The following is a 26,548-nucleotide window of genomic DNA, read 5'->3' as shown; positions in this document are numbered from 1 at the left end:
CCGCCGACCTCGCCTGCACGCCCAGCCATGCCCGGCGGCTGTTTGAGGCGCTAGGTTCGAAGGACAAGACCTACATCGATATCGAAGGCGCCGATCACTACTACATGGAGCGCCCCGACCTGCTGCCCACCGCCGTGAAGACGGTCACCGATTGGCTGGACGCTCGTGGCTTTTGAAACCCCGATGACCAGCGATCTCGCGGCCTGGGCCGACGAGTTCAGCGCCAAACTCGGCGCCCGCGCCCAGCAAGCCGAGGAACTGCGGCGGCTGCCGGACGTCACCCTGGATGACGCCCGGGCGGCGAACTTCTTTGGTCTGCTGGCGCCGACGTCGCTGGGCGGGGCGGAGCTTTCCTTCGCCGAATTTCTCGACGTGGTGCGCCGCCTTGGCCAGGGCTGCGCCTCCAGCGCCTGGACCCTGTCGTTCCTGGCGCTGCACGTCTGGCTGCTCTGCAAGTTCGAGCCGGCCCTCCAGGATGAACTGTTCAAGGACGGCGCCTGGCCGCTCGCCCCCGCGCCGCTCGCGCCCACCGGCAAGGCGCGGAAGGCCCCGGGCGGCTATCAGATCTCCGGCCGCTGGGAGTGGGCCACCGGGATCAACCATGCCGATTGGGTGATGGTCAATTGCATTGAGGACGGCGCCATGGGGCCGCGTTTCTGCGTCCTGCCGCTGGCCGACGTGGTGGTCGAGGATGTCTGGCGTACGGCGGGCATGGCCGCGACCGGCAGCAACACCGTCGTCGCCTCGGAGGTCTTCGTGCCCGAGCACCGGACGCTGGCCGCCGTGCTGCTGAAGTTCGCGCCCTCGCCGGGTCAGGCGGTCCACCCGGGCAGCACCGTGGCCTATCCGATGACCGCGACGCTGGGCCTGGTCGCCGCGACGCCGGCGCTCGGCGCGGCGGAAGGCGCCTTGGCGGCGTTCACCGAGCGCATGAAGGCCAAGCTCCAGGCCTATAGCGGCGCCAAGCAGGGCGAGCTTCCGGTCACCCACCTGCGCCTGGGCGAAGCCATCGCCACGGTCCGCGCCGCTCGGCTGATCTGGGAGGACGCCGTGCGGCTGCTCGAACGGGACGGCCACCTTGGTCATCAAACACCGATGGAGACCCTGCTCGCCTTGCGTCTGGCGGCGGCGGACATCGTGCGGCTGGCCAACCAGGCGACGAATAGTCTGGCCGCCGCGGCTGGGGCCAGTTCGGGCTTCCTGAACGCACCCCTCCAACGCCACCTGCGCGACCTGCAGATGATGCGCGGCCATGTGATGTTCGACTGGGACCGCACCGCCCAGATCGCCGGCAAGATCGCGCTCGGCCAGGAACCGGCCGCCGCCGACCTGCTCTAGGTGAGGCCAGGCTGAAGCGGCTGGGCTATCCCGTGTTCCGCAGACTGGCGGCGATGCCGGCGATGGTGAGCTGGATGGCGACCGTTAGGTCTTCTCCAAGTTCGCCACGGCGGCGGCGCGCCAGGAGTTCGAGCTGGAGGTCGTGAAGGGGCGTGAGGGTGCGGGCTGCGAACGCGACGGAATCAGCAAGTTCAGGCTGCCGGTCGAGGAGCGCCGAGCCACGACGAATGTCGAGCGTCAGGGCGCGGGTTTCGCCGTGCTCGGCCTCGATCTGATCGGCGATCCGCCTGGCGAGCGTCTTGTCGTCGCATAGATCGGCGTAGCGCCGCGCGGTCGGCATATGGGCCTGGATGAGCGCCAGCTCCATATTGGCGAGCGAGGTGGCGAAGATCTCGTCGGCGTCGGCGAGTTCGCGCAGGGTCTTCGATGTCAGGCCAGCGCGTTTTGCGCCTTCGGCGAAACCGTACCAGCCCGGCAGCATGAAGCGCGCCTGCGACCAGGCGAAGACCCAGGGGATGGCGCGCAGATCCTCGATCCGGCGACCGGCGACGCGCGAGGCGGGGCGGCTGCCGATGTTCAACTCGGCGATCTCGGCGATGGGCGTGGCCGACCAGAAGAAGTCCCGGAAACGCGGGTCGCCATAGACCCGGTCGCGATAGGCCTCGGCGCAGGCCTGGCTGAGCCGCCGCATCTCCAAGTCGAGCCGAGCGTCGCGCGGAGTCACTCGGCGGCGGCTGGCCATGAGCGTCGCGGCCGCCAGGCAGTCGAGGTTGCGGCGCGCGGTCGGCTGGTCGCCGTAGCGGTGGCCGATCATCTCCCCCTGTTCCGTCAGCCTCAGGCCATGGGCGAGCGTGCCGGCCGGCTGAGCCAGGACGGCTTCAGACGCAGGGCCGCCGCCGCGCCCGATCGAGCCGCCGCGCCCGTGCAGGATGCGAAAGGCCACGCCGCGCTGACGGCACACCTGCGCGAGTTCGGTGGCCGCGCGCGACACTGCGGCGCGTCAGGCGAGGTAACCGCCATCCTTGTTGGAGTCGGAGTAGCCGAGGACGAATTCCTGCACGGCCCGCCCGCCGGGCATGGCGCGCGCGCCGTGCAGGTCGAGCCAATCCGCGATGATCCCGGAGGCGTTCTCCAGGTCGGGGATGGTCTCGAACAGGGGGGAGACGCCCAGTGTGGGGGATGCGCCACCCAGGCCGGCCTCCTTCATAAGCACCAGGGGCTCCAGGAGATCGGAGACCGAGGCGGCCTTGGACACGATGTAGGACCCGAGGGCGCCCGGGCCATAGAGCCGGGCGGCCTTGGCCGCGGCGTCCATGATCGCGAGTTCGCGGCGGGTCTCGTCGGAATAGGCGGCGAAGGGCGAGCGCAGCGGCCTGGCGTGAGACAGCTCGGCCAGCAGCAGGCGAACGCGACCGGCCTCATCGAGTGAGAGGTAGTCCGCCTCCGCCGTGACCGCGCCGAGCAACTCGCTGATGGTGCGCTCATGAACCTCGGCGTTCTGGCGCAAGTCGATCGAGAGGATGTGGAAGCCGCAGACCCGGGAGAGTTGGATCAGGCTGCGCAGCCGGCCTCCGACCAGGGCTTGGCCGCCGCCCTCGATCAGGGCGTCGCGCACGATCTCCAGGTCCGCCGTGAAGGCTCGAGGTTCGGGGTAGGGCTCGCCCTTGGCCGGCCATGTCCCGCCGGCCAGTCGGTTGGCGGTGGCCGACAGCCGGTCCCAGATGGTTTCCAGGGCGAGGCGAAAAGGCTCGTCGCGGCGGTGAGGGGAGAGGTCGGGCGAGGCTTCCGCCAGGGTGTTGAGCGCCGATCCGGTGGCAGCCAATTTCGAGGACACGGCGAGTTCGGACCAGAGCTTGCGGACCTCATCGGAGTAGCGGTTCAGGATGATGCGAGCCTGGGTTTGCAGGGCCAGCATCAGCGTCGTTCCGTCGACGCCCGGGTGGCCGTCGCGATCGCCGCCAAGCCACGAGCCAAGTTGCAACGGCCGGCTCTCGGCCGGGAGCAGATCCTCCCAGTCGGCGTAGAGCTCCTCGGTGGCACCGAGGATGGAGTCGCGCACCATCGCGGCCGTATTGCGGATTTCATCGGCGACGGTGATGCGCTCGGGCCGGTGCAGGCGCGTGCGCCACAACAGGGCGACTTCCCGGAACAGATCTTCCTCTAGTCGTCGGTCGAGATCGCCGGGCAGCCGGTGCCGGCGCAGGGCCATGAGGCGGGTGATCGCCGCCTCGCGGGCCAGGACGGCCCGGCGACGGATCTCCGTGGGGTGGGCGGTGAGCACCGGAGAGATGGTGACGGCGGTCAGGGCGGCGGCGATCTCGGCTGGCGCTAGTCCTTCTTGGCGCAGGTTTTCGACCGCACGGCGCAGGGTGCGCGGTGGGCCGTCATAGGGCTCCAGCTCGGCCTCCGCGTGTCGACGCCGACCCGCGACCTCTTCGCCGATATTGCCGAGCAAGGCGTGACAGGCCAGGGCGCGGGCCAGGATCAGGGCGTCGTCCTCGCCGAGGTCGGCGAGCGCGAGCTTGCCGGCGCGCATCTCGGTGACGACATCGGCGACTTCCTGGCCGTCGAGGTGGAGGATGGCGCGCGACAGAAGGTCATCCAGCAAACGGACGTTTTCACGCACGTGGCGGCGCGTCGGCTGCGGACGGCCGACTTCCAGAGGAGGCATGAGGGGCGTCTCGAGGTCTAGTCGAGGGGAAGGTTCAGGGCGCTCGCGATGGCTTCCCAGGATACCAGCTTGAAGTTCTGCCGCTCCGGCGGGGCGACGTTGCGACCGTCCTGGGCGACCATCAGGCCATGCCGGAAGGCCGGGCCCACAGCCTTGGCGGTGACGTCCAGGCCATCGGTCTCGGAGACGCCGTCGATGCCCTTGGCCGCGTTGGCGCTGACCGCGAAGGAGCCGACATAGGCGTTGTTTCCGTCGCGTCGGAACAGGGCGTAGGTGTTGTTGCCCTGGCTGGACACCACGATGTAGCCCCGCCCTCCGCTCTTGGCGTAAAGGCCCACGCCTTCCAGATCGTCCTTCAGCGCCGGGTTGCCGGCGACCGCGGCGATCATGGTCTTGGCCGCGCCGGTCCTGGGGTCCGCGCCCAGTCGCCAGAGGCCGATGTCTTCCTCCGCCACATAGAGCGCGCCCAATTCGTCGTCGGCGACGCAGCCCTCGGCCTGGGTGTCGAATTTCAGGTCGCGGACCAGCTTGGAGGTCACCTTGCCGCCTGGCCGGGCGATCAACTCCCACTGGCGCATCCGGCCGTCGGTGTCGTTGATCAGCACATAGGTCTTGCCGTTGGCGCTGCGGTGCATGCACAGGCCGTAGGGGTCGCCAAGGCCGGTGGCCTGCACCCCGTCGGCGACATTGCGCAGGCTGCGGCTCGCCGGATCGAGGACGTAGATGGCGATGGCCTTATGGGTCCGGTCGCTCGCCGTGACCAGGGTCACCGGCTTGCCGCCCAGGCGGAAGCCGTCGCGCAGGTCGACATTGTTCATCTTGCCGTCGGGCAGGGTCTGGATGATCCGGCCGTCGAGGTCATAGACGTCCAGTCCAAGCTTCTTGTTGGTCCCGATGATCAGGCTGGCGGCAGGGTCGATAGGGTTGACCCAGATGGCCGGGTCGTCGGCCGCGTCGCCGTCATTGGCGACGGGCTGGGTTTCGACCGATGGCTTGACCAGGGCGAGCTGATTGGTCGGCGTGCCGGTTTGGGCCGAGCCCACGGACACGCCCATGGCCTTGGCGATCGCGGGCCACGCGACGTAGCGGTAGTTGGCGCCGGCTTTCCGATCGTCGGCGACGACAAGGAGGCCGTCGGCGAAAGGCTCGCCCAGGCCTGCGCGCGACGCCGAGAGGCCGGCCGCCGCGTCGACGCCGTCGACGCGGAAAGCGCCGACGAAGCGGTCGTCATGGTCGCGGTCATAGAGGTTGAAGTCGCCGCCGGTCGGGTTGGCGACGATCAGGAAGCGCGCGCCGGGGCCGCCGTTGATCAACGCCGCGCCGCCGGCTTCTCCCGTGATGTGCCCGAACCGCACGACGTCCACGATGGACGGCGTGGGTTCACCTTCGGGGTCGGCGTCGAACTTCCAGACCCCGACCGCATCCTCGGTCACATAGAGATCGCCCGTCGCGTCGTCCGCGGCGCAATGGCCCGCCTCGGACGACAGATGCATCTTGCGGACAAGGAGGCCGTCCAGCTGGCCGCCTTCGGTCGGGAACAGCAGCCACTGGTCGATCTGCCCGTCGGCGCCCAGGACCATGGCGTAGAGGGCCTGGTCGCGGGCGCTCTGATAGAGGCACAGCCCTTCGCCGGCGAAACCGAAGGCGAGGGGGCGGGCTTGCAGCGCGGTTCCGGCGCTGTCGAACAGGCGGATCTGGTTGTCCTTGCGATCCAGGGCGGCGACCACGGCGATGGTCTTTCCGCCAAGCTCGACACGGGCGCGAGTATCGACAGCAACGACCTCGCCCGCGGGCCAAGCCGCGGTGCGCTCGCCCCCCAGCGTATAGAGCTCCACCCCGCCCAGCTCGCCGGAGCCCGCGACCAGGCTGGCGCGTGGATTTTCCGGGTTGAGCAGCAGCGCGGCGGCGTTGACCCCGCCGCCCGGGACCGATGCGCCGAGGCTTGGAACCAGCGGTGAAACTGGCGTCGCGCCCTGGGCCAGGGTGGCTTGGGCGAGCACCGTGACAGCGGCGGCGGCGCAGAGGGACCCTTTGAAGGCGAGCCTATATGTCATTGGAAACGTCTCCCCCGGCAGCCCGTGTTTCGGCCAGGTTGGAAATTACACCTGCGGCCACGTCGTGCAAGAAATATTCTATTTTAGTTGAAGCGTAGAATTTTTGTTCGTATGTTGCCCTTGGCTGAGGCCCAAGAGCTCCGCATGAATGTGCGGGCACATTCGATCCGGGAGGGGCGAACAATGAGAAGACAAGACGGTGCGCGACGTCGTGCAGGGCGCTTCGGCGGCGCAAGCGTGCTCGCTATCACAGTGGCGGCCATGGGTTATGGCGGCCAAGCCGCGGCGCAGCAGGCGGGGGTGGTCGACGAAATCGTGGTCACCGGCCAGCGGGCTTCGGATCGTGACTCGCTGCTGAAGAAGCGCGACGCGGTCAGCGCGGTCGAGGTGGTTTCGGCCAATGACGTCGGCAAGCTTCCCGACCAGAACGTGGCCGAGGCCGTGCGCCGGCTTTCAGGCGTTTCGGTCGCCACCGACAAGGGTGAGGGGCGCTACCTGATCATCCGCGGCCTCGAGCCGAGCCTGGCCAATGTCACCATCAACAACCAGACAGCTTCCGCGCCGGAACCGGAGTCGCGCCAGGTGAAGCTGGACGATATCCCCTCGGCCCTGATCGGCTCGGTCACGGTGATCAAGGCGCTGACGCCTGATCTCGACGCCAACGCCATCGCCGGTCAGGTCGACATCAACACCCTGACTGCGTTCGACAAGAACAAGACGATCTTCAGCATGCGGGCGGTGGGCGGCGTCTATGACGACACCAACGCTCAGGCCAAGGAAGGCGATATCTCGGCCGGCGGCCTGTTCGGCGTCGATCGGCAATTCGGCCTGCTGGTCGCGGCCAACTACTCAAAGCGCCCGACCTATTCAGAAGACATCATCGGCACCAGCGACACCGCCTGGCAGACCATCAACGGCTTCGACGTGCCTTCGGGCCTCGATAGCCGGGTCTATGATCCCGCGTTCCGGACCCGGAAGGGCGCCGTGGCGAATTTCGACTGGCGGCCCAGCGAGGACGTCAAGGTCTACGCCCGGTTCATGTACTCCCAGTACGACGACAACGAGACCCGCAACCGGTTCCGGTTCATCTTCCCCTCGTCGGCTTCGGGCTATTCCGGCATGACGGCCGACGGCGGGACCATCACCGGCACCCGTGGCGAGCGTTATGTGCGGCGGCGGCGCGAAACCACAGACACCACGACCTTCTCGGTCGGCGGCGACTTCGCGGTGGGGCCTGGCGTACTGACGGTGCAGGGCACCCATTCGCTGGCGACCAAGGAAGATCCGATCCGTGACGAGTTCCGCTATCGGACGGGGTCGACCGCCCTCACCGGCGTCTACAAGCTGAACGACGAACTGTTCGATCTGACGCCCAGCGCCAGTTCGCTGGACCCGACGCGCTACAACCTCAACACCTACAAGGCCAACTTCCGCTCCGCCGAGGAGGACCTCAACCAGATCCGGGCGGACTACAAGATGCCCATGGATAGCTGGGGCGACGGCAGCTATCTGAAGTTCGGCGCCAAGTATCTCAGCCGCGACAAGTCGACCGACCAGACCGGGCGCAGCTATGTCTACAACGGTCCGACCCACACGCTCGCGGGCGAGACGGGGCGGAGCGTGGCCAGCACCTATGACGGGCGTTACGCCTTCGGACCGGTCGTCGATTTCGAAGCCGCGCGGTTCTTCTTCAACTCGAACCGGGGGTTGTTCGGCCTCGATAACGCGGGCTCGATCGCCGATACGCTGGGCTCCGATTTCGAGATCAACGAGACGATCACCTCGGCCTATGTGATGGGGTCCGTCACGCGCGACGCCCTGACGGTCATACCGGGCGTGCGCGTCGAGCGGACGGAAGGCGACTACAAGGCCATCGCGGTGACGGCGACCTCGACCCTGAACGACAAGTTCAACAGCTTCGGCAGCCAGAGCTACACCGACTGGTTCCCCAGCCTGAACATGAAGTACGAGTTCTCGCCGAACCTGATGATGCGGGCCTCGATCACCACCGCCATCGGTCGTCCGAACTATGACCAGCTGGCGCCGACGGTCTCCGTCGACACCACGACTAACACGGTCACCCAGGGCAATCCGAACCTGCAGCCGCTGGAGTCGGTGAACTTCGACGCGTCGCTGGAATATTACTTCCCGAGCGAAGGCGGCATCTCGGTCGGGCTGTTCCACAAGAAGCTGAAGAACCCGATCTTCACCTCCACCCGGGTGGCCAGCGGCACCTTCGCCGGCGTGCCCATGATCAACGCCACCATCACCGAACCTCGCAACGCCGACGAGGCGAGCGTGACCGGCCTGGAGTTCAACGTCCAGAAGCCGCTGACCTTCCTGCCCGAGCCCTTCGACGGCCTCGGCGTGAACTTCAATATGACCTTCGTCAGCGGCGACACCCAGGTCCCGGGTCGGTCCGACGACGTGCCGCTGTTCCTGCAGTCAAAGCGGGTCGCCAGCGCGCAGATCTACTACGAGAAGTTCGGCTTCTCGGGGCGCGTGGCCTACACCTACCACTCCAAATATCTCGAACTGGTCGGGACGACGGAGAACGACGACATCTATTGGGGCAAGCAGGGCAGCCTGAGCGCCCGGGCGGCCTACAACGTCACCAAGCAGTTCCAGGTCTTCGTCGAGGGCAACAACCTCAACGACGAGCTGGACTATCGTTACGCGCGCACGCGCAGCCGGATGGTGGAGGCCGAACGCTACGGACGCTCCTACCGCTTCGGTCTGTCCTACACCTACTAGTCGCTTTCGATCTCGACTGAACCTCGGCGGCGGCTTCCTGATCGGAAGCCGTTCGCATGCGGGGCTACAGGGCGCTGGCGCGCCCGAACTAGGAGCGCTTTTCATGAAGACCCTGAAGATCCTGGCCCCGGCCCTAGCGGCGCTCGCCCTGGCGGGCGGCGCGACGCCCGGCGCGGCGGAACAGCCTCTCAAGCTCGAGCGGGTGGTGATGCTGATGCGCCATGGCGTGCGTCCGCCGACCAAGGCCGATGTCACCCCGCCCGGCATGAGCGCCCAGCCCTGGTCAGCCTGGACCACGCCCTTCGGCGAACTGACGCCGCACGGCGCCGAGGGCGCGCGGCTGATGGGGAAATATGATCGTGGCCTGTACGCGGGGCGCGGCCTGGTCGCGGCGAGCGGATGCCCGGCGGCCGGCGAGGTCTCGGTGGTGGCCAGCGGCAAGTCGCGCGCCATCGATACGGCGAAGAACTTCGCCGCCGGCATGTTCCCCGGGTGCGACGTACCGGTCGCCTATCCCGCGACGGAGAAGGACGACACCGTCTTCCATCCGTCCGACGCCGGGGCTGGCGGCATTGACGGCGACCGCGCCAAGAGCGCGACGGAAGCCCAGCTCCCGGCCGGCGGGCTGAAGGCGGTCCAGCAGGCCCACGCCAAGGATTTCGCGGTCCTCGCGCGGGTTCTTGGATGCGGCGGCGCGGCCTGCAACCTGCTGGATCAGCCGACCGAGATCACCGCCCACCCGGGCGACAACGCCGATCTGAGCGGCGCGCTGGGGATCGCCTCGACTGCGGGCCAGACGGTGTTGCTGGAGTACCTTGAAGGTAAGCCGATGGACCAGGTCGGCTGGGGGCGGGCGTCCAAGGCCGACATCGGGTCGCTGCTGAACTTCCACACCACCAAGTTCTTCTACGAGACGCGCACGCCCTATGTCGCCGAGCGTTACGCCGCCCCGGTCGCCCGGCGGGTGCTGAGCGCCCTGGAGGGCGGGCCGGGCACGGGCAAGCTGACCGTGCTGGTCGGGCACGACACCAACATCGCGGCCCTGGGCGGGCTTCTGGATCTCCACTGGACCGTGGGCGACTATCCGACCGACGATCCGCCCCCCGGCGGCGCGCTTGGCTTCGAACTGCTCAGCGACGCGTCGGGGACGAAGTTCGTGCGGGCCTTCTATCAGGCCCAGACCATGGACCAGCTTCGCAACCTGACGCCGCTGACCGTCGAAGCGCCGCCCGCCTTCGTCTATATCCCGATCACCGGCTGCACGAGCGACGCCGCGCAGGCCTGCCCATTGGCCAGGTTCCAGCAGATCGTCCAGGCCAAGCTCGATCATCCCGCGCCTTAGCCCAGGCGCAGGTCCGACATGAAAACGGCGGCTCCTCGCGGAGCCGCCGTTTTTTCGTGTTTGGGGGAGGAGCGTCAGAGGCGGACGGGCTTGCCGGTGTTGACCGATTGCGCGGCGGCCTCGGCCAGGGCGAGCGCGGCGACGCCGTCGGCGTAACCGACCGAGGCGGTCGCCCCGGCCAGAACGTCGGCGAAGTGGGCCATCTCCTGCCGATAGGCGTCGCTGTAGCGGTCCAGGAAGAAGTTCTGGAATCGGTCGGCTGCCGCGCCGCTTTCGGTCCAGACCTGAACGGTGCTTTCGGTGACGTTGCCGGCCCGCGCCATGCCGGCCGAGCCGAACGCCTCGATGCGCTGGTCATATCCGTAGCCCGAACGCCGGCTGTTGCTGATCACGCAGAGCCGGCCGGAGGGGGTCTTCAGGATGGTGCGCGCGGTGTCGATATCGCCGGCTTGCCCGATCGCCGGATCGACCAGGCAACTGCCCCAGGCGAACACCTCCGACGGTTCCTCAGCCAGCAGCCAACGGGCCATGTCGAAGTCGTGGATCGCCATGTCCTTGAAGAGGCCGCCGCTGACCTTGATGTAGCTGACGGGGGGCGGGGCCGGGTCGTGGCTGGTGATCTGCAAGGTTTCCAGCGCGCCCACCGAGCCGGCGTCGAGCCGGGCTTTCAGCGCCTGGAAGTTCGGATCGAAGCGGCGGTTGAAACCGAGGAACAGCCGGGCGCCGGCCAGGGCGCCGGCGGCGCTGCGGGCGCGCGCCAAATCCTGGTCGATCGGCTTTTCACAGAAGATCGCCTTACCCGCGGCATGGGCTTTCAGGCAGTAGTCGAGATGGGTGTCGGTGGAGCTGGCGACGATGACCCCGGCCACCGAGGGATCGGCCAGCACCGCGTCCAGCGTCGCGACCGTCGCGCCGGTTTCCTGGGCCAGGGCCTGGGCGGCCTCGGCGACCGGATCGACCACATGGCTGAGCGTGAGGGCGGGGTGCGCGGCGGCGTTGGCGGCGTGAATGCGCCCGATCCGTCCGGCGCCGAGCAGCGCGATCTTGAACATCGAAACTCTCCTGGAAATGGGAGGCTAGAGCCGCACCGGCCCGCCGGTCTTCACCGACAGGGCCGCGGCTTCAGCCAGCGCCAGCGAGCGAACGCTGGCCTCGTAACCTGTTTCTGGAACCGCCAGGCCGGCGAGAATGTCGGCGAAATGGTTCATCTCGTTGCGATAAGCCTGGGCGTAGCGGCTCATGAAGTTCGGATGCAGCGCGGCGGCGGCCTGGCCGGCCTGCGTCCAGACCTGCACGGTGTCGGGGCTCAGGTCGCTGGCGGTCGCCATGCCGCGCGAGCCGAAAGCCTCGATACGCTGATCATAGCCGCAGCCGCTGCGCCGCGTGTTGCAGATCGTGGTCAGCCGGCCGGCCTGATCCCGCAACATCACCCGCGCGGTGTCGGTGTCGCCGGCTTCGGCGATGGCCTGGTCCACCAGGCAACTGGCCCAGGCGAAGATCTCCACGGGCTCCTCCGGCGACAGCCAGCGAGCCATGTCGAAGTCGTGGATGGTGAAGTCCTTGAACAGGCCGCCACTGGTCGGAATGAAGTGGGCCGGCGGGGCCGCGGGGTCGTGGTTGACGATCTGCAGGGCCTCCAGCTCACCGATAACGCCCGACTCGATCCTGGCCTTCAAGGCGCGGAAGTGGGGATCGAAGCGGCGGTTGAACGCGACGAACAGCGACGCTTCAGATTTCGCGAGCTCGGCCTCGGCCGCGCGCAGGCTGGCCAGGTCGAGATCCAGAGGTTTCTCGCAAAACACCGCCTTGCCGGCGGCGAGGCAGGCCAGGGTGTTGTCCAGGTGGGCGGCGGTGGAGCTGGCGACGATGACCCCGCGCACGGCGGGGTCGTTCAGAACCTGATCGAGACTGACGACCTTGGCCCCGGTCTCGGCGGCCAGGGCCTGCGCAGCTTCCGGCTGGGGATCGACCAGATAGGCAAGCTCCAGGCGGGCGTTACCCGCGGCGTTGCGAGCGTGGACCGAGCCCATCCGCCCGGCGCCGATCTGCGCGATCTTGACCATGTCGTCTCCCATGGCTGTCGTTCTATGGAACAAACATTTCGATCACAAGAAAAATGGAACATTCCAACGGATCGGCCTCAGGGTTTGTGTTCCAGTGCGGAACGCATATTCTACTACGGGAACATTTGGATCACTGTTGATGACCGACACGCCTATCGCGCCGACCACGGCCGAGGATCTCCGCGCGGCGATTCTTGAGCGCTATGACAGCTTGAGCAAACGGCTGCAGCAGATCGCCCGCTATGTGCTGGACGAGCCCAACGAGTTGGCGCTGGAAACCCTGGCGGTGATCGCCGAGCGCAGCGGGGTTCAGCCCTCGGCCATCGTGCGGTTCGCCAAGAGCTTCGGCTTCGACGGGGCCACTCAGATGCAGCGGCTGTTCCGCGACGGGCTGCTCTCGGGCCATGCGGTGCTGGGCTACGGCGAGCGGGTTCGCAACTTCACCCGCGCCGTGGACAAGCGTACCGGCGGCGGGGCGGGGGAGCTGCTTTCCGAGTTCGTGGAGGGCAACACCCTGGCCCTGCAAAGCCTTAGCCAGACCGTGGCGGACGCCGATCTCACCGCGGCGGTGAGGCTGATCGAGGCGGCGGAGTCCGTCTATGTCGTCGGCTTCCGTCGGGCGTTCCCGGTGTCGTCCTACCTGGCCTATTCGCTGCAACAGGCGGGCAAGCGGACCGTGTTCGTCGATGGCGTCGCGGGCCTAGCGCGCCAGCAGGTGCAAACCATCGGGCCGAAGGATCTGATGGTCGCGGTGAGCTACCACCCCTATGCGGACGAAACCGTGCACGCAGTGGAGACGGCTGTGAGCCGCGGCGCCAAGGTGTTGTCGCTGAGCGACAGCCTCGTCAGCCCGATCGCCCAGCCCGCCGACGTCACCTTGCAGGTCCGCGAGTCGGAGATCCGCGCGTTCCGTTCGTTGTCGGCCTCGATCTGTCTCGCCCAGGCGCTGGTGATCGGATTCGCCTTCGAGGCCTCGCGCAAGGAGGAGGCGAGAAGCCGCCGCCGAAAGGACTGACGCACCGCACGTTCCAAAATTGAAATGAACATTGCATCGAAAATTATAATGGAATACTCATTCCACATCGCGCCGCGGAGTGTGGCGTCTCAGTGATAGTGGGAGGACCATGGCGCAGGACAAATCCCTCGATCTCCTGGCCATTGGTCGGTCGAGCGTCGATCTCTATGGTCAGCAGATAGGCGGCCGGCTGGAGGACATGGCGTCCTTCGCCAAGTATGTCGGAGGCAGTCCGACCAACACCGCCGTGGGCGGGGCCCGGCTAGGCCTGAAGACAGCGGTGCTGACGCGGGTCGGGGCCGATCACATGGGCCGCTTCATTCGCGAGCAGCTGGTGCGTGAAGGCGTCGATGTCGCCGGCGTGCTGACCGACGAACAACGGCTGACGGCCCTGGTCATCCTGGGCATTCGCGACCGTGAAAATTTCCCGCTGATCTTCTATCGCGAGGACTGCGCCGACATGGCGCTGTGCGAGGCCGACGTCGACGAGGCGCTTGTCGCCAGATCCGGCGCGGTGCTGATCAACGGCACGCATCTGTCGCAACCTTCCGTGCTGGCCGCCTCGATGAAGGCGGCGCGCCTGGCCAAGGCCGGCGGCGGCAAGGTGGTGTTCGATATCGACTACCGCCCGGTGCTCTGGGGCTTGACCGCCCGCGACCTCGGCGAGAACCGTTTCGTCGCCCACGAGGCGGTGACCCGGATCTTGCAGCAGGTCCTGCCGCTCTGCGACCTGATCGTCGGCACCGAGGAAGAGATTCATATCCTCGGCGGCACGACCGACACCATCGCCGCGCTGCGGACGATCCGCCAAAGCACGAACGCCCTGCTGGTCTGCAAGCGCGGGCCTGACGGCTGCTCGGCCTTCCCCGGCGCCATCGCCGATGATCTCGCCGACGGGATCGTGGGGCCGGGCTTCGCGGTCGAGGTGTTCAACGTGCTGGGGGCGGGCGACGCCTTCATGAGCGGCTTCCTGCGCGGCTGGCTGCGCGACCTGCCGCTGGAACGATGCTGCGAACTGGCCAATGCGGCTGGAGCCATCGTGGTCTCGCGCCACGGCTGCGCGCCGGCGATGCCGACCTGGACGGAGATGGAAAGCTTCCTGGCGGACCGCGATCGCCCGTTCCGGCTGCGTGAAGACGCCGAGTTGGAGCACCTGCATTGGGCGACCACCCGCACCGGGACCTATGACGAGCTGACGGTGCTGGCCATCGACCACCGCAGTCAGTTCGAGGATCTGGCCCAGGAGCTGGGCGCCGATCCGGCCCGCATCTCGGCCTTCAAGACCTTGGCTCTGCAAGCCATGCATCAGGTGGCCAAGGGCGACGAGCGGTTCGGCATCCTGCTGGACGGCCGCTTCGGCTTCGACGCCTTGGCCCAGGCCGCCGACCATCGCTATTGGATCGGTCGACCGATCGAACTGCCGAAGTCGCGGCCGCTGGAATTCGAAAGCTCCGCCGACGTAGCCACCGAACTCGCCGAGTGGCCCCTGAACCACGTGGTCAAGGTGCTGGTCTTCTACCACCCTGACGATCCGGTGGAGTTGCGCGAGCGCCAGGAGCGCCAGCTGCTCCGGCTGTTCGACGCCTGCCGCAAGACACGCCACGAACTGTTGGTGGAGATCATCGTGCCAGCTGGCATGGCGGTCGACGCCTCGACCATCGCCACGGTGCTGGAGCGGCTCTACGCCCTGGGCGTTCGTCCCGACTGGTGGAAGCTTGAGCCGATGGACGACGCCGGCGCCTGGCGCAATATCGAGGCGGTCATCGCCCGTTGCGATCCGCTCTGCCGGGGCGTGGTGCTGCTCGGTCTTTCGCAGCCCACCGAAACCTTGCTGGCGGCGTTCGACGCCACCGCCAAGGTCCGGGCCGTGAAGGGCTTTGCGGTGGGCCGGACCATCTTCCAGGAGCCGGCGCGCGCCTGGTTGGCCGGAGAAATCGACGACGAAACCGCGGTGCGGACCCTGGCCGAGCGACTGACCTTCCTGGTCCTCGCCTGGCGTAAGGCGCGGGGCAAGGTGGAGCTGGTGGCGTGAGTAATGTGCGACTGACAGGGGCCCAGGCGGCGGTTCGATACTTGGCCGGCCAGTTCGTGGAGCTGGACGGTCAGGAGGTCCCGTTCTTCGCCGGCGTCTGGGCGATCTTCGGCCACGGCAATGTGGCGGGTCTTGGCGAGGCGCTGCATGGCGCCCGCGACCAACTGCCGACCTGGCGGGCGCACAACGAACAGGGCATGGCGCACGCCGCGATCGCCTACGCCAAGCAGATGCGGCGCGCTCGGGCCATGATCTGCACCACCTCCATCGGCCCAGGGGCCACCAACATGGTCACGGCCGCGGCGCTCGCCCATGTGAACCGTCTGCCGGTGTTGTTCCTGCCAGGCGACGTTTACGCCAGCCGCCGGCCTGACCCGGTGCTGCAACAGGTCGAGAGCTTCAGCGATGGCACGATCAGCGCCAATGACTGCTTCCGCCCGGTGTCGCGCTACTTCGACCGCATCACCCGCCCTGAACAGCTGCTGGCCGCCCTGCCGCGCGCCATGGCGGTCCTCACCGATCCGGCCGATTGCGGTCCGGTGACGCTGGCCTTCTGCCAGGACGTCCAGGCCGAGGCCTTTGATTTCCCGGAAAGCTTCTTTGCGCGCCGCGTCTGGCGCCAACGCCGCCAGCCCGCCGATCCACGCGAGTTGGCCGGTCTCGCCCAATTGCTGACGGCGGCCCGGGCGCCGCTGATCGTGGCCGGCGGCGGCGTGCTCTACAGCGGCGCCGAGACGGTCCTGGCTCAGTTGGCCGAAGCTACCGGGTTGCCGGTGGCCGAGACGCAGGGCGGCAAGGGCTCGCTGGTCTGGGATCATCCCTCCGCCTTGGGCTCGGTCGGGGTCACCGGCTCGGCCGCCGCCAACGCTGCCGCCGAGGCCGCCGATCTGGTGATCGGGGTCGGCACGCGGTTGCAGGATTTCACGACGGGGTCGCGGGCGCTGTTCGCCAATCCCGCGCGCCGGCTCGTGCAGATCAATGTCGGCGCTTTCGACGCGCACAAGCACGGCGCTCTGCCGGTGGTCGGCGACGCTCGCGCGGTGCTGGAAGACCTTCGCGGGCTGCTCGGCGACTGGAAAGCGCCGAACGCAGACCGCGCCCAGAACATGCAGGCCTGGAACCAGGCCTGGGAGGCGGCGACCGCCGCCACCGACACTGACCTGCCGTCCGACGCCCAGGTCGTGGGCGCGGTCTGGCGATCGGCGGGCGAGGATGCGGTGGTGGTGTGCGCGGCGGGCGGCCTGCCTGGCGAGCTTCACAAGCTGTGGCGCACGCGCCGGCCCGGTGGCTACCACGTGGAATACGGCTTTTCCTGCATGGGCTACGAGATCGCCGGCGGGCTGGGGGCCAAGATGGCCGCGCCGGACCGCGAGGTCTTCGTCATGGTCGGCGACGGCTCGTACATGATGATGAACTCCGAGATCGCCACCTCGGTGATGATGGGGGTCAAGCTGACCATCGTCGTCCTCGACAATCGAGGTTTCGGCTGCATCAACCGGCTGCAGCAGGCCACCGGCGGCGCGCCGTTCAACAACCTGTTGGCCGACAGCTTCCATCAGGTGCTGCCAGGCATCGACTTCGCCGCTCACGCCGCCAGTCTTGGCGCGCGCGCGGAAAAGGTCGTCGGCGTCACCGATCTCGAGGCCGCCCTGGTTCGGGCTCGCGCCAGCGACCGGACCTATGTGGTGGTGGTCGACACCGACCCGGCCATCGTCACCGAGGCCGGCGGCGCCTGGTGGGATGTCGCGGTGCCGCAGGTGTCGGTTCGGCCCGCGGTGCGGGCCGCCCGCGAGACCTACGAAACCAAGATTCAAGATCAACGCACGGGAGACTGACCCATGACCATCCGCTTCGGCGTGAGTCCCATCGCCTGGGTCAATGACGACATGCCCGAACTGGGCGGCGATACGCCGCTGGAAACCATCCTGGCCGACGCCCGAGATATCGGCTTCTCCGGCGTGGAGCTGGGCGGCAAGTTCCCGCGCGATCCAGCGATCCTGAAACCGCTGATGGCCAGTTACGGCCTCGACATCGTCGGCGGCTGGTTCAGCGGCAATCTGTTGACCCACAGCGTCGACGCCGAGATCGTCGCCGCCAAGGATCACCTGGCGCTGCTTAAAGCCATGGGCAGCACGGTCTTCGTCCATGCCGAGACCAGCAACGCCATCCACGGCGACCGGACCAAGCCGCTGACCGCCACGCCCCAGCTTGACGAGGGCCAGTGGAAGACGTTCGCGCGTCGGCTCTCCGACCTCGCCGACTATGTGACGGGCCAGGGCCTGAAGTTCGCCTATCACCACCACCTGGGCACGGTGGTGGAGCGGCCCGCCGACCTGAAGGAATTCCTGCGGCGAACGAGCATGAACGTCGGCCTGACCCTGGACACCGGACACGCGGCGCTGGGCGGCATCGATCCCGTCGAGGTCATCCGCACCCATCCGCGACGGATCGCCCATGTCCATTGCAAGGACGTCCGGGGCGAAGTGTTCCAGGAGGTGCGGGCCGATGGCCGCTCGTTCCTGGACGGCGTCCTGGCCGGCATGTTCACCGTGCCCGGCGACGGCGACCTGGACTACGGCAAGGTCATGCAGGCCCTGGCCTCGGTCGGCTATTCCGGCTGGATCATCATCGAGGCCGAGCAGGATCCGGCGGTTGCCGATCCCCGCAAATATGGCGAGCTGGGCCTGCGTACATTGGAGCGGGCAGCCGCTTCCGCCGGCCTGAAGAAGGCGGCTTGAGATGGGCAGCCTGCTCGTCCGCCCGCACGCGCCCGATCCCACCGGCTGCGTGCTGGACGTCACCCCGCAAAGCGCGGGCTGGTCGCATGTCGGCTTCAAGGTCCATGAGCTTGGCCCCGACGTCGTCCTGAGCGGCGGCGAAGCCGGGCGCGAGGTCTGCCTGGTGATCCTCAGTGGGACCGCCGACGTCGCCGTCGGCGCCCAGAGGTTCACCCGCATCGGCGGTCGGACCAGCGTGTTCGAGGACGCCGCGCCGGCGGCGGTCTATGCGCCGGGCGGGGCGAGCTGGACGGTGACCGCCCATGGCGCCGTCGAATTGGCGGTGTGCAGCGCGCCGGCCTCGCCGGACGGCCAGGCCCGGTTGATCGAGCCTGCCAAGATGAGCCGCGAGGTGCGCGGGCAGGGGACCAACACCCGCTATGTCCGCAACATCCTGCCGCAAACCGAGCCGGCCCAGAGCCTGCTGGTCGTTGAGGTGATCACGCCGGGCGGCAACTGGTCCAGCTACCCGCCGCACAAGCACGACACCGCCACGGCGAGCGAAGAGACGGCGCTTGAAGAGACCTACTATCACCGCCTCAACCCGCCGCAGGGCTTCGCCTTCCAGCGGGTCTACACCGACGATCGCAGCCTCGATGAGACCATGGCCGTCGAGGACGGCGACGTGGTGATGGTGCCGCGCGGCTACCATCCCGTGGGCGCCCCTCATGGCTACGACCTCTACTACCTCAATGTCATGGCTGGTCCGAAGCGGGAGTGGATCTTCCGCAACGACCCCGCCCATGACTGGATCGCCCGAAAGGTCTGATTTTTGCGTACCCTGTCCCACTTCATCGACGGTCGCCGCGTAGACGGCGTCTCCGGCCGGTTCAGCGACGTGTTCGATCCCAACACCGGCGCGGTGCAGGCGCAGGCGCCGCTGGCCAACGCCGCCGAACTGGCCGCCGCCGTCGCCAGCGCCAAGGCCGCGCAGCCTGGCTGGGCGGCGACCAATCCCCAGCGCCGCGCGCGGGTGATGTTCGAGTTCAAGCGGCTGCTGGACGTCCATATGGACGAGCTGGCGAGTCTGCTCTCCTCGGAGCACGGCAAGGTGATCGCCGACTCGCGCGGCGACATCATGCGGGGCCTGGAGGTGATCGAATTCGCCTGCGGCGTTCCGCATCTGATGAAGGGCGACTACACGCAGGGCGCGGGGCCTGGGATCGACGTCTATTCGATGCGCCAGCCGCTGGGCGTGGTGGCGGGGATCACCCCGTTCAACTTCCCGGCCATGATCCCGATGTGGATGTTCGGCCCGGCCATCGCCACCGGCAACGCCTTCATCCTCAAGCCTTCGGAGCGTGACCCGTCCGTGCCGCTGCGCCTGGCGGAGCTGATGATCGAGGCCGGCCTGCCGCCGGGTATCTTGAATGTCGTCCAGGGCGACAAGGCCGCGGTCGACGCCATCCTCGAGCACCCCGACATCAAGGCCGTCAGCTTCGTCGGGTCTTCCGACATCGCCCAATCCGTCTATGCCCGCGCGGCGGCGGCGGGAAAGCGCTGCCAGGCCATGGGGGGCGCCAAGAACCATGGCGTTGTCCTGCCGGACGCCGATCTTGACCGGGCGGTGGCCGACATCATCGGCGCGGCCTACGGCTCGGCCGGGGAGCGTTGCATGGCGCTGCCGGTGGTGGCGCCGGTGGGCGAAGCGACGGCTGATGCTCTACGCGCCAAGCTGGTGGCCGCGATCGAAGGGTTGCGGGTCGGCGTCTCCACCGATCCCGACGCCGACTACGGCCCGGTGGTCAGCGCCGCCCATAAGGCCCGCATCGAGGCCTACATCCAGATGGGCGTCGAGGAAGGCGCCGAGCTGGTCATCGATGGTCGGGACTTCACGCTCCAGGGCGCGGAAGGCGGCTTCTTCGTCGGCCCCACCCTGTTCGACCGGGTGACTCCGAACATGAAGAGCTATCAGGACGAGATCTTTGGCCCGGTGCTTCAGATCGTCCGTGTCCAGACCTTTGACGAGGGGCTGCAGCTCGCGACCCGCCATCAGTACGGAAACGGCGTGGCCATTTTCACCCGCAACGGCGACGCGGCCCGGCAATTCGCCGATCAGGTCGAGGTCGGCATGGTGGGGATCAATGTGCCGCTGCCGGTGCCCGTCGCCTACCACTCCTTCGGCGGCTGGAAGCGCTCGGGCTTCGGCGACCTGAACCAGTATGGCGAAGACGGCGTCCGGTTCTACACGCGTCAGAAGATCGTCACCCAGCGCTGGCCGTCAGGCGGCGAGGTCGAGCAGAGCTTCGTCATTCCGACTATGCGCTGAGGCGCGCCGCTCTCCGAATTTCCCCGACTGCCCCTGCGCTAGGTCGCGCAGGGGCGCTCTTTTCGGGTGAGCAGATTTCATTCCAAATGTGGAAGAAAACTTCCAAGACACAAAAAAATGAAATAGACTGATCAAGATAAGCGGGCCGTTAGAGCCCTAGGGGTTGGAGGGCGCGGGAAGTCGATGAAAGCCATACTGTCCCTATTCGCGGTCGGCGCGGACGCGGCGCCGCGAACCGTGTCCAGCGATGTCGACACGCTCTACACCCGCCATCGCTTCCGCATCATGATGGCCATCACGCTCGGCTACGGCCTGTCCTACACCTGCCGCCTGGCGCTGGGGGTGGTGAAGAAGCCGCTGATCGACCAGGGCGTTTTCAGCGCCGCCGACCTCGGCTTGATCGGCTCGGCGCTGTTCTACACCTACGCCTTCGGCAAGCTGACCAACGGGTTCCTGGCCGACCACGCCAACGTCAAACGCTTCTTCGCCTTTGGTCTGTTTCTGTCGGCGCTGTGCAATATCGGCATGGGGCTGTCGACCAGCGTCGCCATGGCGGTGGTGTTCTGGGGCCTGAACGGCTGGTTCCAGAGTTTCGGCGCGCCGGCCTGCGTGGTGGCGCTCGCTCAATGGTTCTCCAATCGCGAACGTGGACGCTTCTACGGCGTCTGGAGCACGGCCCACTCCATCGGCGAGGGGCTGAACTTCCTGGTCATCGGCGCCATCGTCGCCGCCTTGGGTTGGCGCTTCGGCTTCTTCGTGCCGGCGACCCTCTGCATCGGCGCGGCTGTCTGGTGCTATTTCTGGATGCAGGATCGTCCCCAGACCCTTGGCCTTCCGGCGGTGGCCGACTGGCGCAACGACCACTGGCAGGGCGAGAAGGCCCAGGTCCAGGCCTCGGCTGAGGGCCCCGTCCTCGCCACCCAGCTTTCGCTCCTGAAAATGCCGGCGGTCTGGATCCTCGCCGTCTCCAGCGCCCTCACCTACGTGACGCGCTACGCCATCAACAGCTGGGGGGTTCTCTATCTGCAGGAGGCGCGTGGCTATTCGTTGCCCGCCGCCGGCAGCCTGCTGTTCGTCAGCACCCTGGCCGGCGTCGCGGGCGCCATCGCCTTCGGCTACATCTCGGACAAGTATTTCGCGGCGCGCCGGCCGCCGGCCAACCTGCTGTTTGGCCTGCTCGAACTGGTCGGGCTCGGCCTGATCTTCTTCGGGCCGACCAACAACTATGTGCTGGTGCTGGGCATGGTCCTGTTTGGATTGGGCATGACCGGGCTGGTGACGTCGCTGGGCGGCCTCTTCGCCACGGACATCTGCCCCAAGCGGGTCGCGGGCGCGGCGCTCGGCATGATCGGGGTGTTCAGCTACCTCGGCGCGGCCATCCAGGAGCAGGTTTCCGGCGCTCTGATCGAGAAGGGCACCGTGATGATCGACGGCGTCCGGCACTATGATTTTGGCCCCGCGATCCTGTTCTGGATCGGGGCTTCCGTGGCCTCCCTGGTGCTCGCCACCAGCCTGTGGCGCACCAAGTTGAGGGATTGATGAGTAAGCCATCGGAGCTGTTGCAGGCCATGATCGACGCCGCGCGCGTGGCGGGCGATCAACTGAAGCTGGACTTCGCGAACCTTGCGAACCTGGAGATCCGCATCAAGGGCGGTCACGGCGACCCGGTCTCGATCGCCGACGAGCGGGCCGAGGAAACCGTCCGGACCCTGCTGGCCAAGGCGCGTCCGACCTATGGGTTCCTGGGTGAGGAAGGCGGCCGCACCGAGGGCGAGGATCCTGACCACGTCTGGATCGTCGATCCGCTCGACGGGACCATGAACTTCGTCTGCGGCATTCCGCTGTTCGCGGTGAACGTGGCGCTGGCCAAGGCCGGCACGGTGATCGCCGGCGTCACCTACATTCCGATGATGGACGAGATGTTCTGGGCCGAGCTCGGCCAGGGGGCGTGGCTGAACGGCCAGCCGATCAGAGTCTCCCAGCGCGCCACGCTGGAAGAAGCGGTGATCTCGGTGGGCATCCCCTTCGCGGGCAAGCCGCGCCACGACCAGTTCCTGGCCGAGATGGCGCGCCTCACCCCGCGTATCGCCTCGGTGCGCCGGTTGGGCGCGGGCGCGGTCGACACCGCCTATGTCGCCTGCGGCCGGTTCGACGCCTATTGGGAACAGTCGGTCAGCGCCTGGGACATGGCGGCCGGGGATATCCTGGTGCGCGAGGCGGGCGGCGTGGTCACCGACACGCGCGGCGGCCCTCTGGACCTGATGGCGGGGACGGTCCTGAACTGCACGCCGCAGATTCAGGCCGAACTGCTGAAAGCGCTCGCGCCCGTGGAAAACTCCGGCCCGACCGCCTGGCCCAGTCCCGCGCCATGACCCTGCCAGTTCGACTTGCTCGCCGGGGGCTTCTGGCCGCCACGGCCCTGGGCGCCGTGCTGGGATCGGCCCGCGCCAGTCTCGCCGGAGTGCTGGGCTATCCGCGCCTGATGCAGGGGCCGATGATCGGTCACACCGGCCCCAGCCACATCTCGATCTGGTCGCGCTCCAGCGCGGCGGCGATGGTTCAAGTCGAGTACGCGTCCGATCGCGCGTTTGCAGATGCAAAGCTCAGCGCCCCGGTCCGGGCCGACGCGGCCAACGACCTGACCACCGTCATACGCCTGGAGGGCTTGAAGCCCGCCACGACCTACTATGCCCGCTATCGCATCGACGGGGTGCTGGATCGCTACGCGCCTGTGCCGTTCAAGGTGCGGACGGCGCCCGCCGGGCCCGCCAAGTTCAGGGTCGCTTTCGGGTCCTGCGCGCGGTTCCAGTACGACAGCGAGCAGAAGATCTTCGCCGCGGTTCAGGCGCTTGAGCCCGACCTCTTCCTCTGGCTGGGCGACAACATCTACGCCGACAGCGACCAGCCCGAAGCGATCGCCGACACCTATCGGCGTCAGCGCGGCGTGGAGCGGCTGGCGCCCCTGCTGCGCTCGACGCCCAGCCTGGCGATCTGGGACGATCACGACTTCGGCTACAACGACTCCGACGCTCGCAGCCCCGTGAAGGAGGCCAGCCTGGCGCTGTTCAAACGCCACTGGGCCAATCCGTTCTACGGGACCGCCGACACCCCCGGCGTCTTCTTTCAGAGCAGCTTTGGCGGGGTGGACTTCTTCCATCTCGACGGGCGCTACCACCGCGACCCTGGCGACAAGCTCGATGGCCCCGAAAAGACCATGCTGGGCGCCGGTCAGAAACGCTGGCTGAAGGCGGCGCTCAAGGCCAGCCGCGCGCCGTTCAAGATCCTGATCAGCGGCACGGGTTGGTCCCTGGCCGAGCGGCCGGGCGACTCCTTCGCCGCCTATCTCCATGAACGGGACGAGATCTTCGACTTCATCCGCGACGAGCAGATCAGCGGCGTCGTCTGTCTGTCGGGCGACACCCATGTGGGCGAACTCAACTGCATCCCGCGCGCCGAGCAGGGCGGCTACGACATCTACGATCTGGTCGCCTCGCCGCTGGCCCAAACGCCGAACGACAAGTGGCCAGATCAGGTCCCAGAGGCCCGGATGCGGCCGGTCTTCGCCAAAGGTTCGAACTTTGGCCTGCTGGAGTTCGACCTGACCGGCTCGCCCCGCCTGACCTACAATCTCTACGACGTCACCGGCGCGCCGGTCTGGGCGCCGCTGAGCTTGACGCCGGCCGATCTCGTCAACGGCGTCTCGACCTGGCGCTCCAAGATCGATCCGAAGGAGCTGAAGCGGCTCGAGCGATATCGAGCCGGCGGCGCCTACTACGCGCCGGAGACGCGCTGACTAGGCGCGGTCCCGTGGCCAAGAGACCACGACCCTCAGGCCCTGCATCGGGGATCGGCCGAGGTTGATCTCCCCCTCGGTCGCCTCGGTCAGGTCGCGCACGATGGCCAGGCCTAGGCCGTGACCCGCGCCGGCCTCGTCCAGTCGGCCGCCGCGGAGCAGGGCGGCCTCGGCCCGGCCGTCCTCGATCCCCGGACCGTCGTCGTCGATGGCGACGCCGACCGCTTCCGCACTTTCCACCACCGAGATCCGGACGAGCCGCCGCGCGAACCGGGCGGCGTTCTCGATCAGGGCGCCCAGGATTTCCGTGACCGCCTCTTCCGGCGCGGGTAGCCGGAAGTCCTCGGGAATGGCCTGGTCGAAGATCAGCTTCGCCCCGTCATCGGTGCGTTCGACCACGCCGATCAGGCGCTCAGCGATGGCGGCGGGCGCCGCCTCGGCCTCGCCCGTCGTTTCCCGCATCGCCGCGGCGCGGGCGCGGGCCAGTTCGGTTTCGAGCGCCGCGCCGACGGCGGCGATGGCGCGGTCCAGGCCGTCGGCGGCGTCGCTCGCGCCATCGGCTCGCGCCCGGCGGCTCTGGGCGGCCAGGGCGGCCAGCGGCGTCTTGAGGCTGTGAGCCAGGTCGCTGGCGCGGCGCCGGGCGCGCTCCAGGTCGCCCTCCCGGGCCTGGGCCAGGGCGTTGATGGCGCCGATCAGCGGCTCGATCTCTCGTGGATGCTCGAGGCTTAGCCGGGCCGAAGGGTTACGCCGCAGCCGTCGCAGTTCCTCCCGCAGGCGGCTGAGGGGCCGCAGTCCCAGCCGCACCTGGACCAGGGCCGCGAGCGACAGCACCGCCCACAGGCCGCCTAGAAACAGCGCCAGGTCTCGGCCGAATTCGCGCCGCGCCGCCGCCAGATCCTTTTCGTCGGCCGCCACCTGCACCAGCACCGCCGCGCCGCTCCGATCTGGCCGCACCGAGCGTTCGACCAGCAGCAGGCGGTCGCCGTAGGGGCCGGGCCCGACCCGCGTGCGCCACGTCTCGGCGGGCGCGCTCTTCGGCGATGACAGCGTCTGATCCCACAGGGACCGCGACCTGACCGCGTCTTGGGGGGTCGAGACCTGCCAATAGAGGCCGCTGGCGGGCCCTTCGAACCGGGGGTCCGTCGGGTGGCGATCGGCGCGCGGGCCGCCGTCCGGCTTGATCCCAAGGCCCTCGACCAGGACCAGGGCGCTGCGGCGCAGTTCGGCAGCTTCGCGCCGCTCGATGTGGCGTTCGAACAGCCAGGTCATGGCCAGCCAGGCGAGCGCCAGGGCGGCGAAGATCGCCACCATGGCCCCGCCCATCAGCCGCAGATGAAGCGAACGCGCCTTCACCCGGTGGCCAGCAGGTAGCCAAAGCCACGGCGGGTCTCGACCACGTCCGCGCCGATCTTGCGCCGCAGCCGCGTCACCAGCGCCTCGATGGCGTTGGCGTCGCCGCTCTCGGCCGCACCGTAAAGGTGCTCGGCCAACTCCCCGGCCGAGACCGCTCGGCCCGGTTGGTGCGCCAGGCAGTCGAGCAGCCGAAACTCCAGGGGCGAGAGGCGGATGGGCGCGCCATCCAGCGTCGCCGACATGCGGCGGGTGTCGAGATTCAGCCGGCCGAGCGTAATGACCGGCGAGGTGCGGCCGGCCGCGCGCCGCACCAGGGCGCGGAACCGGGCGACCAGCTCGCCCATCTGGAACGGCTTGGCGAGATAGTCGTCGGCGCCGGCCTCGATACCCTCGACCTTCTCGGTCCAGTCGCCCCGCGCCGACAGCACCAGGACCGGAAAGGCGAGACCCTCGGCGCGCCACCGGCGCAGCACCGACAGTCCATCGAGCCGGGGCAGGCCCAGATCGAGCACGACCGCGGCATAGGTTTCGACGCTGCCCTTGAATGAGGCGTCCTCGCCATCCTTGGCCAGGTCGACTGTGAAGCCGGCCGCCGTCAGGGCGCGGACGAGATCGGGGCCGACGTCGGGATCATCTTCGACGACAAGGGCGCGCACTCAATCGTCCTCGACCTTCAGCACCGCGCCGTTCTTGGCGTCGATCTCGACTTCGCGCACACGGCCGTTCACGCCGAGGACCTTCAACTCATAGATCATCCTGCCCTTGTCCTCTTCAAGTTTCACCTTGAGGACGTCGCCGGGCACCCGGCTCTCGACAATGGTCAGGATGCGGGTGAGCGGCAGGATTTCATGGCGCCGTAGCGCGGCTCGCGCGGCTTCGTGGTCGGAGGCCTTGTCGCCGGCCTGGGCCGGGGCGCCGAACGCCGCGACGGCGGCGAGGATGAGCCAGAGGGGGGGGTGTTGGGTCATGACGCTGAACATTCCACGCTCATCCTGACACGCCGCTGACGGAGATCGGCGCCCAAACGTCAGGCGGCGGCGGTCAGAGAGGTTCCCGGGGCGCGAGACGCGTTCGATTGGGGATCCGA

General features: G+C 68.0%; 19 protein-coding genes and 1 pseudogene (1 of these 20 only partly in view). 13 read left to right on the top strand and 7 right to left on the bottom strand.

Features of this window, described 5'->3' with window-relative positions; genetic code table 11:
• Positions 1–176 carry the end of a S9 family peptidase gene (locus ASE02_RS00285; RefSeq protein ID WP_056730025.1) on the top strand. 973 nt of this gene lie to the left of the window's left edge, so only the last 176 of its 1,149 coding nucleotides appear in the window; its start codon lies beyond the left edge, outside the window; it ends in the stop codon at positions 174–176.
• A gap of 7 nt (positions 177–183) precedes the next feature.
• Positions 184–1,338, top strand: coding sequence for an acyl-CoA dehydrogenase family protein (locus ASE02_RS00280; protein ID WP_056730023.1), 1,155 nt, complete (start codon positions 184–186; stop codon positions 1,336–1,338).
• A gap of 25 nt (positions 1,339–1,363) precedes the next feature.
• Here ASE02_RS00280 and ppc read toward each other — a convergent pair.
• Positions 1,364–4,009 (bottom strand): annotated as a pseudogene (ppc, locus tag ASE02_RS00275) (phosphoenolpyruvate carboxylase).
• A 17-nt stretch (positions 4,010–4,026) separates the two neighbouring features.
• Positions 4,027–6,063, bottom strand: a complete 2,037-nt coding sequence (locus ASE02_RS00270) for a phytase (protein ID WP_056730021.1) — start codon at positions 6,061–6,063, stop codon at positions 4,027–4,029.
• 237 nt (positions 6,064–6,300) lie between these two features.
• On the opposite strand from ASE02_RS00270, the gene ASE02_RS00265 reads away from it, so the two are divergent.
• Positions 6,301–8,817, top strand: coding sequence for a TonB-dependent receptor (locus ASE02_RS00265; protein ID WP_162257117.1), 2,517 nt, complete (start codon positions 6,301–6,303; stop codon positions 8,815–8,817).
• Between the two features lie 103 nt (positions 8,818–8,920).
• Positions 8,921–10,159, top strand: a complete 1,239-nt coding sequence (locus ASE02_RS00260; RefSeq protein WP_056730016.1) for a histidine-type phosphatase — start codon at positions 8,921–8,923, stop codon at positions 10,157–10,159.
• Between the two features lie 74 nt (positions 10,160–10,233).
• Here ASE02_RS00260 and iolG (ASE02_RS00255) read toward each other — a convergent pair whose 3' ends face one another.
• Entirely contained in the window at positions 10,234–11,211 is a 978-nt protein-coding gene (gene iolG / locus ASE02_RS00255) for an inositol 2-dehydrogenase (protein WP_056730014.1), read from the bottom strand.
• A gap of 24 nt (positions 11,212–11,235) precedes the next feature.
• Positions 11,236–12,222, bottom strand: a complete 987-nt coding sequence (gene iolG, locus ASE02_RS00250) for an inositol 2-dehydrogenase (RefSeq protein ID WP_056730012.1) — start codon at positions 12,220–12,222, stop codon at positions 11,236–11,238.
• 136 nt (positions 12,223–12,358) lie between these two features.
• On the opposite strand from iolG (ASE02_RS00250), the gene ASE02_RS00245 reads away from it, so the two are divergent.
• The 9 genes from ASE02_RS00245 (at position 12,359) to ASE02_RS00205 (ending at position 24,108) form a co-directional block, all read left to right on the top strand.
• Positions 12,359–13,237, top strand: coding sequence for a MurR/RpiR family transcriptional regulator (locus ASE02_RS00245; protein ID WP_369818498.1), 879 nt, complete (start codon positions 12,359–12,361; stop codon positions 13,235–13,237).
• Between the two features lie 109 nt (positions 13,238–13,346).
• The gene (gene iolC, locus ASE02_RS00240; protein ID WP_056730008.1) at positions 13,347–15,269 is read left to right on the top strand and encodes a 5-dehydro-2-deoxygluconokinase; all 1,923 of its coding nucleotides are present in this window, start codon (positions 13,347–13,349) and stop codon (positions 15,267–15,269) included.
• Positions 15,266–17,104, top strand: coding sequence for a 3D-(3,5/4)-trihydroxycyclohexane-1,2-dione acylhydrolase (decyclizing) (gene iolD, locus ASE02_RS00235; RefSeq protein WP_056730006.1), 1,839 nt, complete (start codon positions 15,266–15,268; stop codon positions 17,102–17,104). Before iolC ends, iolD begins: the two co-directional genes overlap by 4 nt.
• 3 nt (positions 17,105–17,107) lie before the next feature.
• Positions 17,108–18,007, top strand: coding sequence for a myo-inosose-2 dehydratase (gene iolE / locus ASE02_RS00230; protein WP_056730005.1), 900 nt, complete (start codon positions 17,108–17,110; stop codon positions 18,005–18,007).
• Position 18,008: 1 nt separating this feature from the next.
• Positions 18,009–18,815, top strand: coding sequence for a 5-deoxy-glucuronate isomerase (iolB, locus tag ASE02_RS00225; RefSeq protein WP_056730003.1), 807 nt, complete (start codon positions 18,009–18,011; stop codon positions 18,813–18,815).
• 3 nt (positions 18,816–18,818) lie between these two features.
• On the top strand, positions 18,819–20,315 hold the full coding sequence (locus tag ASE02_RS00220) for a CoA-acylating methylmalonate-semialdehyde dehydrogenase (protein WP_056730001.1): 1,497 nt from the start codon (positions 18,819–18,821) through the stop codon (positions 20,313–20,315).
• Between the two features lie 183 nt (positions 20,316–20,498).
• Entirely contained in the window at positions 20,499–21,854 is a 1,356-nt protein-coding gene (locus ASE02_RS00215; protein WP_056730000.1) for an MFS transporter, read from the top strand.
• Positions 21,854–22,687 carry an inositol monophosphatase family protein gene (locus ASE02_RS00210; protein ID WP_056729998.1) on the top strand — a complete coding sequence of 278 codons (834 nt, stop codon included), beginning with the start codon at positions 21,854–21,856 and terminating at the stop codon, positions 22,685–22,687. Before ASE02_RS00215 ends, ASE02_RS00210 begins: the two co-directional genes overlap by 1 nt.
• A complete protein-coding gene (locus ASE02_RS00205) occupies positions 22,684–24,108 on the top strand; it encodes an alkaline phosphatase (protein WP_056729997.1) in 1,425 nt (474 codons plus the stop codon). The genes ASE02_RS00210 and ASE02_RS00205 overlap by 4 nt, the downstream gene beginning before the upstream one ends.
• Here ASE02_RS00205 and ASE02_RS00200 read toward each other — a convergent pair whose 3' ends face one another.
• From ASE02_RS00200 to ASE02_RS00190, 3 genes are read right to left on the bottom strand one after another with little or no spacing between them, the layout of a single operon-like run.
• Positions 24,109–25,461: a sensor histidine kinase gene (locus ASE02_RS00200; protein WP_056729995.1), complete on the bottom strand. Its 1,353-nt coding sequence runs from the start codon at positions 25,459–25,461 to the stop codon at positions 24,109–24,111.
• Positions 25,458–26,117: a response regulator transcription factor gene (locus ASE02_RS00195; RefSeq protein WP_056729993.1), complete on the bottom strand. Its 660-nt coding sequence runs from the start codon at positions 26,115–26,117 to the stop codon at positions 25,458–25,460. Before ASE02_RS00195 ends, ASE02_RS00200 begins: the two co-directional genes overlap by 4 nt.
• A complete protein-coding gene (locus ASE02_RS00190) occupies positions 26,118–26,429 on the bottom strand; it encodes a PepSY domain-containing protein (protein WP_235536541.1) in 312 nt (103 codons plus the stop codon).
• Positions 26,430–26,548 lie beyond the last annotated feature (119 nt).

The organism is Phenylobacterium sp. Root700 (assembly GCF_001429025.1).
GTDB lineage: Bacteria > Pseudomonadota > Alphaproteobacteria > Caulobacterales > Caulobacteraceae > Phenylobacterium.
The sequence above is the reverse complement of the archived record's forward strand: the minus strand, read 5'-3'. Positions and strand labels throughout refer to the sequence as shown.